Below are 13,060 nucleotides of genomic sequence, written 5' to 3' on the forward strand. Positions count from 1 at the left end.
GCCAGGCAGGCCGCTTGCGGCCACTTTCATCCCAAGGCACGAGCCCCATCTTTTCAGCATGCGCATCAATTTTCCCACCTGGCTGACCCTGTTCCGTGTGGCCCTGCTGCCCGTGATGGTGGTCGTGTTCTACCTGCCGTTTCGCTGGGCACCGATCGCCGCAGCGGTGATTTTCGCGCTGGCCTCGATTACCGACTGGTTCGACGGTTTTCTGGCCCGGCGCTGGAATCAGACCTCGGCCTTTGGCGCGTTTCTTGATCCGGTGGCCGACAAGCTGATGGTGGCGGTCACCTTGTTCTTGCTGGTGCAGGTGCATCCGACCATCCTGCTGGCGCTGACGGCGGCGGTGATCGTCGGGCGCGAGATTGGCGTCTCGGCGTTGCGCGAATGGATGGCCGAGCTTGGCCAGCGCAAGCGCGTCAGCGTGGCCATGATTGGCAAGCTGAAAACAGTGATGCAGATATTTGCGATCATTGTATTGCTGCTCGAGCACGACCGGGACGCGGCACTGCTGCGCTTCTGGCGCGTGGGGGAAACCCTCTTGGTGGTGGCTGCGGTGCTGACCATATGGTCGGGCTTGTACTACCTGCGCGCCGCCTGGCCGCTGCTTCGTGGTGATGCCGAGCCGCCGGCGGGCGCTTGAGAATCAGGCGCTTGCAAAACGCTTTCAATAAAGTTGTTTCAGGGGCTTGACACCCCTGCCGCGATCGGTAAGATACGCGGCTCCCGAGCGGGAATAGCTCAGTTGGTAGAGCACGACCTTGCCAAGGTCGGGGTCGCGAGTTCGAGTCTCGTTTCCCGCTCCAGTTTTCAGGTAGAGCCCTGGTTTGCGCCGTCGGCTTTACCTTAAAGACGCTAAGCGGTTGGATTTTCCGTCAGCGCACCGGCCAGGTGGCAGAGTGGTTATGCAGCGGCCTGCAAAGCCGTGTACGCCGGTTCGATTCCGACCCTGGCCTCCAAAATTTGGTAGTATTCAAGCATCCGCGGGAATAGCTCAGTTGGTAGAGCACGACCTTGCCAAGGTCGGGGTCGCGAGTTCGAGTCTCGTTTCCCGCTCCATGTTTTGAACGCAAAGCCCCGGCATCGTCCGGGGCTTTGTTTTTTTGTGCCAGCTGGCTAAGCTCGCCGGCATGCCCGAGTGGTGGAATGGTAGACACAAGGGACTTGAAAGCAATTTGAGCCCTCCGCGGGAAACGGCGGAGGTGACGCCCGTCAAAGTCGGCGAACGCCCTGGATACGTCCGAGCCAACGCCGAGCCAAGCCCCGTAACAGCGGGGAAGGTGTAGAGAGCAGACGGCGGGCACCTAAGGCCGGCAACGGCTAGGGTGAAGGCGTGCTCCAGACCACGAACGGCGATGCCGGCGGCGAAAGCCGAAGTGGTACGAAAATCCCTCGACCGCAAGGTCATGCCGGTTCGAGTCCGGCCTCGGGTACCACCACCTATGGCGGGGACATCAATGATGGCTTCGCCGATTGAAAAAGCCGGCCTTGTCGACGGCTTTTTTATTTGCCTTGCGGGCGCGTCGGTCGTGTCAGCCGGCGGGCGGACGATAAAAAAGGCGGGCCATAGTCGGCCCGCCTTCAATGTCCTCCCCGATGTGCAGCCTTCTAGGCCGCATTCTTCTTCTTGTGCTTGGCCAGCCGCAGCCAGGTGTCGACCACGGTGTCGGGATTGAGCGAGACCGACTCGATGCCTTGCTCCATCAGCCATTCGGCAAGGTCCGGATGGTCGGAAGGGCCCTGGCCGCAGATGCCCACGTATTTGCCCTTGGCGCGTGCTGTCTTGATGGCCATCGACAGCAGCTTCTTCACCGCCGGGTTGCGCTCGTCGAACAGGCTGGCGACCAGGCTGGAATCGCGGTCCAGGCCTAATGTGAGCTGGGTCAGATCGTTGGAGCCGATGGAGAAACCGTCGAAAATCTCCAGGAATTCCTCGGCCAGAAGGGCGTTGGAGGGCAGTTCGCACATCATGATGATCTTGAGCTGGTCCACGCCTTGTTTGAGGCCGTTTTGCTCCAGCGCCTGGACCACCTTGCGGCCTTCCTCCAGCGTGCGCACGAATGGGATCATCACCCACACGTTGGCCAGGCCCATGACCTCGCGCACCTTCTTCACCGCCTTGCATTCCAGCGCGAAGGCTTCGGCGAAATCGGGCGACACGTAGCGGCTGGCGCCACGGAAGCCGATCATCGGGTTTTCCTCGTCCGGCTCGTATTTTTCGCCGCCGATGAGGTTGGCGTACTCGTTGGACTTGAAGTCGGACAAGCGCACGATGGTTGGTTTGGGATAGACCGACGCGGCAATCGTGGCGATGCCCTCGGCCAGGCGGTCGACGTAAAACTCGACCGGGCCTGCGTAGCCGGCGGCGCGCTCGTCGATCCTTGCCTTTACCTCATCGCTCTGGCCGTCGTAGTCGAGCAGGGCCTTGGGATGCACGCCGATGTGGCTGGCGATGATCATTTCCAGTCGCGCCAGGCCAATTCCGCCGTTGGGCAGCTGGCCAAAGTCGAAGGCGCGCTCGGGGTTGGCCACGTTCATCATGATCTTGAGCGGCGCTTCGGGCATGTCGCCAAGGTCGGCGGTGGTGCGCTCGAAATCGAGCCGGCCCTCGTAAATGAGGCCGGTGTCGCCCTCGGCGCAGGATACGGTGACCTCGGTGCCGTCGGGAATCAGGCTCAGTGCGTTGCCGGTGCCGACCACGGCCGGAACGCCCAGTTCGCGGGCGATGATGGCCGCATGGCAGGTGCGTCCGCCGCGGTTGGTGACGATGGCCGAGGCGCGCTTCATGATCGGCTCCCAGTCGGGGTCGGTCATGTCGGCCACCAGTACATCGCCAGCCTGGAAGGTGTTCATCTGCGCCAGTGACTTGACCAGACGCGCCTTGCCGGCGCCAATCTTCTGGCCGATGGCGCGGCCCTCGGCCAGCACCTTGCCCTTCTCGTTGAGCTGGAAGCGCTCCAATTGCGTGGCGTGACTTCGCGACTTCACCGTTTCCGGGCGCGCCTGCACGATGTACAGCTTGCCGCTCTCGCCGTCCTTGGCCCACTCGATATCCATCGGGCGGCCGTAGTGCTTCTCGATGGTCAGGGCCTGGTGCGACAGCTCCTGCACGTCTTCGTCGCTGATGCAGAAGCGCTGGCGCAGCGCGCCGGGCGTGTCCTCGATACGCACGCGCTCGCCAGGCTGATCGGAATAGACCATGCGCTGCTGCTTGGCGCCGAGCTGGCGGCGCAGCACGGCCGGTTTCTGCTCGCGAAGGGTGGGTTTGAAGACGTAGAACTCGTCCGGATTGACCGCGCCCTGGACCACCATTTCGCCCAGGCCGTAGCTGCCGGTGACAAACACCACATCGCGGAAGCCCGATTCGGTGTCCAGCGTGAACAGCACGCCGGAGGCGCCCACGTCCGAGCGCACCATCAGCTGCACGCCAGCGGAGAGGAACACGTCTTCATGCTTGAAGCCGTGGTGCACGCGGTAGGCGATGGCGCGGTCGTTGTAGAGGCTGGCGAACACCTCCTTGACCTTGTGCAGCACCTCGTCGATGCCAACGACGTTGAGGAAGGTTTCCTGCTGGCCGGCAAAGCTGGCGTCGGGCAGGTCTTCGGCGGTGGCCGATGAGCGCACGGCCACTGCGACGTCGCGCTTGCCCGCCTGCTCGCACAGCGTGGCGTAGGCCTCGCGGATGGCTTGCTCAAGATCGTCGGGCAGGGCAGTTTCGGTGATCCAGTGGCGGATCTCCCGACCGCTCGCCACCAGGGCGTCGACATCGTCCACATCCAGGCTTTCCAGTCGCTCGCGAATGCGTGTGGCCAAGCCGCTGGCGTCCAGGTACGTCTTGAACGCGTCCGCGGTGGTGGCAAAGCCCCCCGGCACGGAGACGCCCAGCTGCGCCAGGTGGCCGATCATTTCGCCCAGCGAGGCATTCTTGCCACCGACCTTGTCCAGGTCGTGCATGCCCAGTTTGTCCAGCCAAAGCACCAGGTCGCTCAAAGTGGTCTCCTCAAGTTTTCCTGTCAGAATGACGGGTTAAAGAACTGGTATTGTCGATGCAGGAAAAAAAACGCACAAGATGCCGCGTGCCGATTGGTTAAGTTGAGGCCGCTCGTGGCAGGCTTGGGCGAACGTCGGGGCGCGTTTGAAACGCCCCTTTTTCATAAGCTTGCACGCACAAGGGCTGGGCATGCGCCGAACTGTTTTTTATCTGTCCGATTCGACCGGCATCACTGCCGAAACCATAGGCCACAGCGTGCTGACGCAGTTCGATGGCGTCGACTTCGAGACCCATCGCCTGCCATTCATCGACGATGAGGAAAAGGCCCGGGCCGCGGCGTTGCGCATCAAGACCGTGTATGCGCAGACCGGTCGTCGGCCGATCGTGGTCAATACCATGACCTCCGAGGCCCTGTGTCAGATCGTGGCCGAGAGCGGGGCGCTGGTGATGGACGTGTTTGCCCCTTTCATGGGGCCGCTGGAGCGCGAACTGGGTGTGAAGCGGTCGGGCGCGGTGAACCGCTCACACGGCATGGTCGACTTTGCCAAGTACGAGGGGCGCATCAACGCCACCAACTACACGTTGGCCCACGATGACGGCGTCAGCTTGAACTATGCCGATGCAGATGTAATCCTGCTGGGCGTGTCGCGCTCGGGGAAAACCCCAACCTGCCTCTACATGGCATTGCAGTACGGTCTGCGCGCGGCCAATTATCCGTTGACGGAAGAGGACTTGAATAAGTTCGAGTTGCCGTCACATCTTGTCCCGTACCGGGAGCGACTGTTCGGCCTGACCATCGATGCCGAACGCCTGGCGCAGATTCGTTCCGAGCGTCGTCCCCATAGTCGTTACGCCCAGCTGGAACAGGCGCGCTGGGAGTTGGACAGGGCCGATCGCCTGTTCCGGCACGAATCGATTCCGGTACTCAACACGACCCATACCTCCATCGAGGAGATTGCCAGCAAGATCTTGAGTTGGCGCTCCGTCGATCGTCACATGTACTGAGAGATTTACGCCTCGCCTTCTGGTGTGCGGCCCGATAAAGGTCGTGCGCGAGAGGGCAGTGCTAGCATCAAGCCCATGAGTCAGATTCTGGATAAACCCAGCTCGGTCCTGCCAGGGCGCTTCGGCTTCCTGATGGGGTTGTATGCCGAGAACTATCACCGCCTGGCGCGGCTGTTTGCGCCGCAGCAGCTGAGTGAAGGCTTCTACGTCTCGGACGTCGATGATGGTCTGGATGTGCACATGCAGATCCAGCAGCGTCATCCCTATACGCTGGAGTTGGGGTTGAGTTACGGCATCGTGGATGCCGAGACCGGCTTGCCGACACCGTCGGCACAGCTGCGCATGTATACCGATGCGCATGTGGCCGAAGCCATGCACTGCCATCCTGGGCGGCATCTGTGGCAGGTATTGGGGCCGTTTCCTGCCGCTCATTCCGTGGTGCAGCACAGGCTGCGGATGAACGGGTTTCTTACGCGGTGGCTGGAGTACCTGGCCGAGCAAGGCCACTCCACCGGTACCCTGGAAAGGATGGAGGCACCGCTGGCTCGCACTGGCTGACTTCGGAACACTTTCCATTTTAAAACCAAGCACGTATGCTTCGCCTTCCTTGTCCAGATCGGTCCGATCATGATCCTGGACTTACACCGCCGCCGCCCCGAAAAGGCATCGGCCCGCCGATGTCGGGGGAAAGCCCATGTCTGACGAACGATATGCATTGTTCGTACCCTTCAACCCCGATCCGGATGGCTCCTGGCTGCTGCGGCGCCGAGTGACGCCGGTGGGGCAGTTCGATTCGCAAACGCGCGCCATCCAGGCTGCGCACGACCAAGTAGCGACGCTGGCGCCCGAGCAGGCCAACAGTGCCGTGGTGATGGTGCAAAGTGAGGATGGCAGCTGGGCGCCACATGATGGCGACGGGTCTGGCATCATGGAATTGTCAGCTTCGGCCTTTCCCAGCGCCATCTGAAACGGCAACAGAACTTGCATGAAAAAGGCGCCCTGATGGCGCCTTTTTCATGGACGAAGTCACCAACAAGGTGGGAATAGCAGGGGTGTGCCGCACGTGTGGCGAGTGGGCGGGCGGATAAAAAAAAAGCCCGCGCTAGGCGGGCTTTCAGGATAAATGGCGGAGCGGACGGGACTCGAACCCGCGACCTCCGGCGTGACAGGCCAGCATTCTAACCAGCTGAACTACCGCTCCGCATTTGTGCCTTCCGAGATCGCCAAAAGTCATTGTGCGATATCGTGAATATGGCGTCCCCAAGGGGACTCGAACCCCTGTTACCGCCGTGAAAGGGCGGTGTCCTAGGCCACTAGACGATGGGGACGAAAGTGGTGGAGCCAGGCGGGATCGAACCGCCGACCTCCTGCATGCCATGCAGGCGCTCTCCCAGCTGAGCTATGGCCCCGAAACCTGAGACGGGCAAGGTTAGCGATTCGTGGACATTTCGTCAACGATTTGTTTTGCCCTGTCCGTTTTTCTCACCGTTTTTTGTCGATGCTGCCAAGAGGCATCGGCGCATCCACGATAACGGCCTTTCATCTGTAGATATCTGCGAGCAGGCATCTGCAATAAAATGGCGGAGCGGACGGGACTCGAACCCGCGACCTCCGGCGTGACAGGCCAGCATTCTAACCAGCTGAACTACCGCTCCGCATTGTTCCAGTCAGCCAACCACTTTCTTATGGCGTCCCCACGGGGATTCGAACCCCGGTCGCCACCGTGAAAGGGTGGTGTCCTAGGCCTCTAGACGATGGGGACGAAGATGGTGGAGCCAGGCGGGATCGAACCGCCGACCTCCTGCATGCCATGCAGGCGCTCTCCCAGCTGAGCTATGGCCCCTTGACTGGAGGCGCGAAAGATTAGTGCCGATGCCGGAGGGCGTCAACCTTTTTTTCAACATGGCGAGCATGTGGCGTTGGAAAATGCGCGTGGCAGCGCCCCTCTGTTTGTCGACGAAACATGAACCATCGCCGCTGCGCGGGCGAGGGCAGTGGCGGGTTTCGTTTAAGCTGATCGCTCACCGCTTGCATCCTTCGCGCCTTGGGAGCGCCCATGCACGACATCGGCTTCATCCGCGACTTGGCCATCGTCATGCTGGTGGCCGGTGCCACCACACTCATCTTTCACAAGCTGCGCCAGCCGGTGCTGCTGGGCTACATCCTGGCCGGCGTGCTGATCGGCCCGCATACGCCAGGGCCCTTGATCAAGGATCCGCGCACCATCAGTGATATTTCCAATCTGGGCGTGGTGCTGCTGATGTTCACGCTGGGCCTGGAGTTCAGTGTGCGCAAGCTGCGTCAGGTCGGACTGGGGGTGTTGCTGGCCACGGTGGTGGAGGTCAGTTTCATGCTCTGGGCCGGTTTTGGCGTGGGTCGGGCGCTGGGCTGGAACGGTACCGATTCGATCTTTCTGGGGGCCATGGTGGCGCTTTCGTCCACCATGGTGGCCACGCGCACGCTGGCCGAAGGTGGTTTGCGCAGCCAGCCATTTGCGCGTCTGGTGGTTGGCATGCTTGTGGCCGAAGACATGCTGGCGGTGGTTTTGATCACGGTGCTGACAGCGGTGGCGCTGGGCGGCACGGTGCAGGCGGATACGGCGCTTACCGCGGTCGGGCATCTGGGTCTGTTCGTGGTGGTCGGCATGGTGCTGGGGCTGCTGCTGCTGCCGCGGCTGGTCGATCATGTGGCCGGTTACGGACGCGACGAAATTTTGCTGGTGGCGGTACTGGGCATTTGCTTTGGTGCCAGCCTGTTGGCCGCCGGTCTTGGATTTTCGGTGGCGTTGGGCGCGTTCCTGGCCGGCATGGTGGTGGCCGAATCGCGCTGTGCCAGCCGCGTGGTGCACTTGGTGGAGCCTCTGCGTGACATGTTTGCCGCGCTGTTCTTTGTCGCTATCGGCCTGAAGATCGATCCGGCCGTGATCATCGAGTACGCCTTGCCGGCGCTGGCAGTGGCGGCCGTGGTGATTGTCGGCAAGACGGTGATCTGTTCGCTGGGCATGTTCACCACCGGGCACGATGCGCGTACCTCGCTGCGGACGGGGTTGAGCATGGCGCAGATTGGCGAGTTTTCGTTCGTGATCGCCACGCTGGGTCTCTCGCTGGGTGCCATCAGCCAGTTCCTGTACCCGATCGCGGTGACCGTGTCGGTGATCTGCATGGCGGTCTCGCCCTATCTGGTGCGCTCTTCCGGCAAGGTGGTGGGGCTGGTGCGCTGGCTGACGCCGCGTCCGGTGCGCACGCTCGGCTCGGCCTACATCGGCTGGCTGGAGAACCTGCGGCCGGTGAACGAGAACGCTGCGCTGGCAGCGATGTTCCGGCGCTTTCTCTGGCATATCGGCGTCAACATCATTCTGGTGGCGGCGCTGTTTGTGCTGGGGGCCTACATCAACGCCCACAACTGGGCCTGGTTCTCCAAGCTGGGCATCTATCGCGAAGCGCGTCATTCGGTAATCTGGGCCTGTGCCTTGTTCCTCTCGCTGCCGATGCTGATTGCCGTATATCGCAAGGCCGAGGCGCTGGGCATGCTCTTGGCCGAACTGGGCATCCGCGAGCGCTTCACGGGCGAGTACACGCAGTCGATACGGCGGGTGCTGGCGCGTCTCATTCCCCTGCTTACCCTGGTGGTGCTGGCGGTACTGGTCGGAGCCCTGGGTTCGACCATCCTGCCTCCGCGCGGTGTGGTAATCATGCTGGTGGCCGTGCTGGTGCTGGTGGCGGTGGTGCTCTGGCGCGGATTGGTCAAGGTGCATGCGCGCCTGCAGGCGGCGCTCAAGCAGACACTTTCTGACGAAAGCGGCGTCCAGGCGCAGGCTGAGACCGGCGACCGCACAAAGGACAAACAATCGCGCTAGGCTGGATTCCTTGCCAGGAACCTTTGGCGCGCGTTGGGGTCCAGTGGCCTAGCGCCGTTGCCAAGGCGAGGGCAGGCACCGCACAATGCGGCGCCTGCCTGTCGTTTGGAAGGTAGCCGCCGGTTTCTCTTTCAAGAGCCGGCAAGACCAACTCATGAGGGAGTAAGGAATGAAGCGATTTGTGCGCCCCACGCTGATGGCAGCCGCGGCCGCCGCGGCGCTGGGCATGACCGCGGGCGCGAGCGCCGCGCAGAGCTCGAAGAGTGCCAGCACCCACGTCGACAAGGCCAAGGCCAGCTACGTGGTCGGCTGGGATCTGGCCAGCCAGCTGCCACCCATCGTGCGTGATGAAGTGGAGCCGGCGGAAGTGGCCAAGGCCGTGCAGGCGGCACTGTCGGGCAAGAAGCCGACGATGAGCGAAGCGCAGATGAAGAGCACGCGTGAAGCTTTCGTCACCCAGCTCAAGGCCAAGGCCGAGGCTGCGTTCAAGAAGGAAGCGGCCAAGAACAAGGCCGAGGGTCAGGCCTTCTTGGCCAAGAACAAGACCAAGCCGGGCGTCAAGACCACCGCTTCTGGCCTGCAGTACAAGGTCATCAAGCAGGGAACCGGCCCGCATCCGGGCCCGAACGATACCGTCGAGGTGAACTACGTCGGCAAGCTGCTGAACGGTGAAACCTTCGACGATTCGAAGAAGCACAAGGGCGGCGGCCCGGCGGATATTCCGCTGTCCAACGTCATCCCGGGCTTCCGCGAAGGCCTGCAGCTGATGCAGGTAGGCGGGCACTACAAGTTGTACATTCCTTCGGATCTGGCCTATGGCGCGCAGCCGTCCAATCCGATGCCGCCCAACAGCACGCTGATCTTCGACGTGGAGTTGCTCAAGACCACGCCGTCGAAGAACAACGACAGCGGCAGCAGCGACAGCTCGGGTCAGTAATCCGGGCGGGACTGCCAGAAGGGGCGCGACGCGATGTCGTGCCCCTTTTTTGTGCCTCGGCGGTGGTGGTTGGGACACGCCGACACTACAATTGACAGGTTAAAGAACCTGCGAAGGATGCGTATTCGATGAAGGTAACGATCTTTGGCACCGGCTATGTCGGCCTGGTCACCGGTACCTGCCTGGCGGAAATGGGCAATCAGGTGGTCTGTGTAGACGTGGATGCGGACAAGGTCGCGCGTCTTGAACGCGGTGAGATCCCCATCTACGAGCCGGGTCTGGAACCGATGGTGCAGCGCAATCATGCCAATGGTCGCCTGCAGTTCACCACCGATCCGACACCGGCCATCGAACACGCCGAGATTGTTTTCATCGCCGTTGGCACGCCGCCGGACGAGGACGGCAGTGCCGATCTTCGCTATGTGCTGGCGGTGGCCAAGACCATTGGTGAGCGTCTGTCGCGATATGCGGTGATCGTGGATAAGTCCACGGTACCGGTAGGCACGGCCGACCGCGTACGCGAGACGGTGACCAAGGCGCTGGCCGAGCGCGGCGCCGATGTCGCTTTCGATGTGGTGTCCAATCCCGAATTTCTGAAAGAGGGTGATGCGGTCAACGACTGCATGCGCCCTGATCGCATCGTCGTTGGCGCCTCCAGTGAGCGCGCCATCGGTCTGATGCGCAAGCTCTATGCGCCGTTCAATCGCAATCACGATCGCCTGGTGGTCATGGACGAGCGCTCTGCGGAGCTGACCAAGTACGCGGCCAACGCCATGTTGGCGACCAAGATCAGTTTCATGAACGAGCTGGCCAACATCGCCGAGCGAGTGGGGGCCGACATCGAGCTGGTGCGCCATGGTATCGGCTCGGATCCGCGCATCGGCTATCACTTCATCTATCCTGGTGCCGGCTACGGCGGTTCGTGTTTTCCCAAGGATGTGCAGGCGCTGGAGCGCACGGCGCGCGCCCACGCTTACGACGCGCAGCTGCTGAGTGCGGTCGAGCGCGTCAACTACGCGCAGAAGAACAAGCTGTTCGAGCTGATGCAGCGCCATTATGGCGGTCGACTTGCCGGCAAGACGATCGCTCTGTGGGGCCTGGCTTTCAAGCCCAATACCGACGACATGCGCGAAGCGCCCAGCCGCACGCTGGTCGAAGCGCTGTGGGCCGCTGGTGCCAAAGTGCGCGCGTACGACCCGGAAGCCCAGGACGAGACCCGTCGCATCTATGGTGAACGTGACGACCTGATGCTCTGCGCCAAGCCTTACGAGGTGATCGACGGTGCCGATGCGCTGGTCGTCATCACCGAGTGGAAGGCTTTCCGCAGCCCCGAGTTCGCACGGCTGGCCGACGCGCTGGCCGACAAGGTGATCTTCGATGGGCGCAACCTGTACGAGCCGACCACCGTCGAAGAGGCCGGGCTGGCCTACTATGGCATCGGCCGCGGTCGTAGCCTGTCGTTGCCGGAACGGGTGGGCAGCGATGCCTGAGCACGCATCGGACAAGGCGCGCCTTGACGATCTGGAAGTGCGCCTGACCTTTGTCGATGACACCGTTTCGGCGCTGTCGTCGGCAGATGCCGATATGGCGCGTCGTCTGCATGCTCTGGAGCAGGCGATTCGTGAGCTTCGCAGCGAGGTCACCGCGCTGCGTGCAGCGTCCAGTCACGATATGCACAGCGAGCCGCCGCCGCCCCACTACTGAGGCGGTGTTCTGCTTTTTTCCTGCTTCCCGTTTCCTGTTTCCCGTCTATCCAGCGACCGATCGACCATGGCCGAATCCCTGCGCGAACAATTGTTGAAAAGCGGACTTGCCAAGCCCAAGCCGCGTAACGAGCAACACAAGGGCACTGGCAAGGGCAAGGGACCCAAAGGGCAGGGGCGCGCCAACAAGGGCCAGGGTCAAGCAAAAAAATCGGGCAGGGGCAGCGAGATGGACCTTGCCAAGGCTTACGGCATGCGCGCACAGGCCGAGGCCGAGCAGCGCAGGCGTGAGCAGCGCGAGGCCGAGGAGCGTGCCCGCGAGCGCCGCGAGCTCAAGCGCAAGCTCAACGAGGCGCTGCAAGGGAACATCCTCAACAAGGCCGATGCCGAACTGATGCGCCACTTCGAGTATGGCGGCAAGATCCGCCGGGTGCATGTGGACGACGCGCAAATGGCGGCGATCAATCGCGGCGAACTGGGCGTGATCCAGCAGGCCGGCCGCTATTACCTGGTCACCCGCGAGCAGGCCGAGCATATCGCCAGCTTTGCCGCCCATCACGTGGCCTTGCTGGTCGACCCCGACGCGGCCGACGAGGACGATGGCGTACCCGACGACCTGGTCTGGTAACACGCCGTTGCGGCGCTGACGCGCTTTCCAAGGAGCTTGAGCCATGCATTTCATTGCGCTGAGCGTGCTCTTCAGCGTGGCTGTGTCCGTGCTGTTGCGACTGGCGCGCCGGTTCGACATCGACGTCGGTCAGGCGGTGGCGATCAACTATGCGGTGGCCGCGGTGCTCAGCGTGTTGTTGTTGCATGCGCCGGTGAGTCCATGGCGGCTGGCCCCAGGGCGGCACTTTGTTGATGGCTGGCCCGTGTTCGTTGGTCTGGCCATTCTGCTGCCCTCCATTTTCATGGCATTGGCTCATTCGGTGCGCCGTGTCGGGGTGGCGCGCACCGATGCTGCCCAGCGGTTATCGCTGATCCTGCCGCTGATGGCGGCCTTCACGTTGTTCGGCGAGGCCTGGTCCTGGCTTCGTGGTGCCGGGCTGATGCTGGGACTGCTGGCGGTGGGCTTGCTGTTGCGGCGAGGGCGGATCGAGGACGTGGCCGATCACGCGCCACGTCGTGGCGATGCCTGGTGGCCGGCGCTGGTGTTCGTCGGCATGGGCGTGATCGACATTCTCTTCAAGCAGCTGGCGCAGTTGTCCGACCTTCCCTATACCAGCGCCATGCTGGCGGTGTTCGCATTGTCCTTCGTGGTGGCGGCACTGGCATTGCTGGTGCAGGGACTACGCGGCTGCCTGCGCTTGGGCTGGCGCCACGGTGCGGCCGGTGTAGCGCTGGGCGCACTCAACTTCGGCAACATCCTTTTCTACATCCAGGGCCATCGTGCCTTGCCCGAGCATCCGGCGATGGTGTTCGCCGGCATGAATATCGGCGTGCTTGCCGTCGGCACGCTGGTGGGCGTGTGGGGTTTTGGTGAGCGCCTGTCGCCGGCCAACCGGGTGGGGCTGGCGCTGGCGGCGGTCGCGGTATTGGTGCTGACCGCCGCCGTGTGAGCCGCGTCG

At 62.6% G+C, this 13,060-nt stretch carries 11 protein-coding genes and 9 tRNA genes; 13 read left to right on the forward strand and 7 right to left on the reverse strand.

Annotation, left to right across the window (positions count from 1 at the left end):
• The first annotated feature begins 58 nt into the window (after positions 1–58).
• The 4 genes from pgsA to HBF24_RS06780 all read left to right on the forward strand — a co-directional run bounded on the left by pgsA (position 59) and on the right by HBF24_RS06780 (position 1,059).
• The gene (gene pgsA, locus HBF24_RS06765) at positions 59–643 is read left to right on the forward strand and encodes a CDP-diacylglycerol--glycerol-3-phosphate 3-phosphatidyltransferase (protein WP_167170816.1); all 585 of its coding nucleotides are present in this window, start codon (positions 59–61) and stop codon (positions 641–643) included.
• A gap of 87 nt (positions 644–730) precedes the next feature.
• Positions 731–806, forward strand: a tRNA-Gly gene (locus tag HBF24_RS06770).
• Positions 807–885: 79 nt separating this feature from the next.
• A tRNA-Cys gene (locus tag HBF24_RS06775) sits at positions 886–959 on the forward strand.
• 24 nt (positions 960–983) lie between these two features.
• Positions 984–1,059 (forward strand) — tRNA-Gly (locus HBF24_RS06780).
• Between the two features lie 549 nt (positions 1,060–1,608).
• On the opposite strand, the gene ppsA is transcribed toward HBF24_RS06780, so the two are convergent.
• Positions 1,609–3,990, reverse strand: a complete 2,382-nt coding sequence (gene ppsA / locus HBF24_RS06785) for a phosphoenolpyruvate synthase (RefSeq protein WP_167170819.1) — start codon at positions 3,988–3,990, stop codon at positions 1,609–1,611.
• A gap of 184 nt (positions 3,991–4,174) precedes the next feature.
• On the opposite strand from ppsA, the gene HBF24_RS06790 reads away from it, so the two are divergent.
• From HBF24_RS06790 to HBF24_RS06800, 3 genes are all read left to right on the forward strand, one after another.
• The gene (locus HBF24_RS06790; RefSeq protein ID WP_206064235.1) at positions 4,175–4,996 is read left to right on the forward strand and encodes a pyruvate, water dikinase regulatory protein; all 822 of its coding nucleotides are present in this window, start codon (positions 4,175–4,177) and stop codon (positions 4,994–4,996) included.
• A gap of 75 nt (positions 4,997–5,071) precedes the next feature.
• Complete coding sequence (locus tag HBF24_RS06795; RefSeq protein WP_167170825.1) at positions 5,072–5,554, forward strand: DUF1249 domain-containing protein; 483 nt, start codon at positions 5,072–5,074, stop codon at positions 5,552–5,554.
• A 136-nt stretch (positions 5,555–5,690) separates the two neighbouring features.
• A complete protein-coding gene (locus HBF24_RS06800; RefSeq protein WP_167170827.1) occupies positions 5,691–5,963 on the forward strand; it encodes a DUF2188 domain-containing protein in 273 nt (90 codons plus the stop codon).
• Positions 5,964–6,120: 157 nt separating this feature from the next.
• On the opposite strand, the gene HBF24_RS06805 is transcribed toward HBF24_RS06800, so the two are convergent.
• From HBF24_RS06805 to HBF24_RS06830, 6 genes are all read right to left on the reverse strand, one after another.
• A tRNA-Asp gene (locus HBF24_RS06805) sits at positions 6,121–6,197 on the reverse strand.
• A 51-nt stretch (positions 6,198–6,248) separates the two neighbouring features.
• Positions 6,249–6,324: transfer RNA gene (locus tag HBF24_RS06810), tRNA-Glu, on the reverse strand.
• Between the two features lie 5 nt (positions 6,325–6,329).
• Positions 6,330–6,405, reverse strand: a tRNA-Ala gene (locus HBF24_RS06815).
• A gap of 169 nt (positions 6,406–6,574) precedes the next feature.
• Positions 6,575–6,651, reverse strand: a tRNA-Asp gene (locus HBF24_RS06820).
• A gap of 31 nt (positions 6,652–6,682) precedes the next feature.
• Positions 6,683–6,758 (reverse strand) — tRNA-Glu (locus HBF24_RS06825).
• Between the two features lie 5 nt (positions 6,759–6,763).
• Positions 6,764–6,839, reverse strand: a tRNA-Ala gene (locus tag HBF24_RS06830).
• Between the two features lie 213 nt (positions 6,840–7,052).
• Between HBF24_RS06830 and HBF24_RS06835 the strand changes: the two genes are divergently transcribed.
• From HBF24_RS06835 to HBF24_RS06860, 6 genes are all read left to right on the forward strand, one after another.
• Positions 7,053–8,852, forward strand: a complete 1,800-nt coding sequence (locus HBF24_RS06835) for a cation:proton antiporter (protein WP_167170830.1) — start codon at positions 7,053–7,055, stop codon at positions 8,850–8,852.
• Positions 8,853–9,021: 169 nt separating this feature from the next.
• Positions 9,022–9,789 (forward strand): FKBP-type peptidyl-prolyl cis-trans isomerase, encoded by a 768-nt coding sequence (locus tag HBF24_RS06840; RefSeq protein ID WP_167170833.1) that lies wholly within the window; start codon positions 9,022–9,024, stop codon positions 9,787–9,789.
• Positions 9,790–9,917: 128 nt separating this feature from the next.
• Positions 9,918–11,279, forward strand: a complete 1,362-nt coding sequence (locus HBF24_RS06845) for a UDP-glucose/GDP-mannose dehydrogenase family protein (protein ID WP_167170835.1) — start codon at positions 9,918–9,920, stop codon at positions 11,277–11,279.
• Complete coding sequence (locus HBF24_RS06850; RefSeq protein ID WP_167170838.1) at positions 11,272–11,493, forward strand: SlyX family protein; 222 nt, start codon at positions 11,272–11,274, stop codon at positions 11,491–11,493. Before HBF24_RS06845 ends, HBF24_RS06850 begins: the two co-directional genes overlap by 8 nt.
• A gap of 66 nt (positions 11,494–11,559) precedes the next feature.
• Complete coding sequence (locus HBF24_RS06855; protein WP_167170841.1) at positions 11,560–12,120, forward strand: DUF2058 family protein; 561 nt, start codon at positions 11,560–11,562, stop codon at positions 12,118–12,120.
• A 43-nt stretch (positions 12,121–12,163) separates the two neighbouring features.
• The gene (locus HBF24_RS06860; protein WP_167170844.1) at positions 12,164–13,051 is read left to right on the forward strand and encodes an EamA/RhaT family transporter; all 888 of its coding nucleotides are present in this window, start codon (positions 12,164–12,166) and stop codon (positions 13,049–13,051) included.
• Positions 13,052–13,060: the final 9 nt, after the last annotated feature.

This window comes from Oleiagrimonas sp. C23AA (assembly GCF_011759385.1).
Lineage (GTDB): Bacteria > Pseudomonadota > Gammaproteobacteria > Xanthomonadales > Rhodanobacteraceae > Oleiagrimonas.

What these genes read in the sequence shown, in the direction of transcription:
- pgsA (WP_167170816.1), top strand. Translation starts at nt 59, where the DNA reads ATGCGCATCAATTTTCCCACCTGGCTGACCCTGTTCCGTGTGGCCCTG.
- HBF24_RS06795 (WP_167170825.1), top strand. Translation starts at nt 5,072, where the DNA reads ATGAGTCAGATTCTGGATAAACCCAGCTCGGTCCTGCCAGGGCGCTTC.
- HBF24_RS06800 (WP_167170827.1), top strand. Translation starts at nt 5,691, where the DNA reads ATGTCTGACGAACGATATGCATTGTTCGTACCCTTCAACCCCGATCCG.
- HBF24_RS06835 (WP_167170830.1), top strand. Translation starts at nt 7,053, where the DNA reads ATGCACGACATCGGCTTCATCCGCGACTTGGCCATCGTCATGCTGGTG.
- HBF24_RS06840 (WP_167170833.1), top strand. Translation starts at nt 9,022, where the DNA reads ATGAAGCGATTTGTGCGCCCCACGCTGATGGCAGCCGCGGCCGCCGCG.
- HBF24_RS06845 (WP_167170835.1), top strand. Translation starts at nt 9,918, where the DNA reads ATGAAGGTAACGATCTTTGGCACCGGCTATGTCGGCCTGGTCACCGGT.
- HBF24_RS06850 (WP_167170838.1), top strand. Translation starts at nt 11,272, where the DNA reads ATGCCTGAGCACGCATCGGACAAGGCGCGCCTTGACGATCTGGAAGTG.
- HBF24_RS06855 (WP_167170841.1), top strand. Translation starts at nt 11,560, where the DNA reads ATGGCCGAATCCCTGCGCGAACAATTGTTGAAAAGCGGACTTGCCAAG.
- HBF24_RS06860 (WP_167170844.1), top strand. Translation starts at nt 12,164, where the DNA reads ATGCATTTCATTGCGCTGAGCGTGCTCTTCAGCGTGGCTGTGTCCGTG.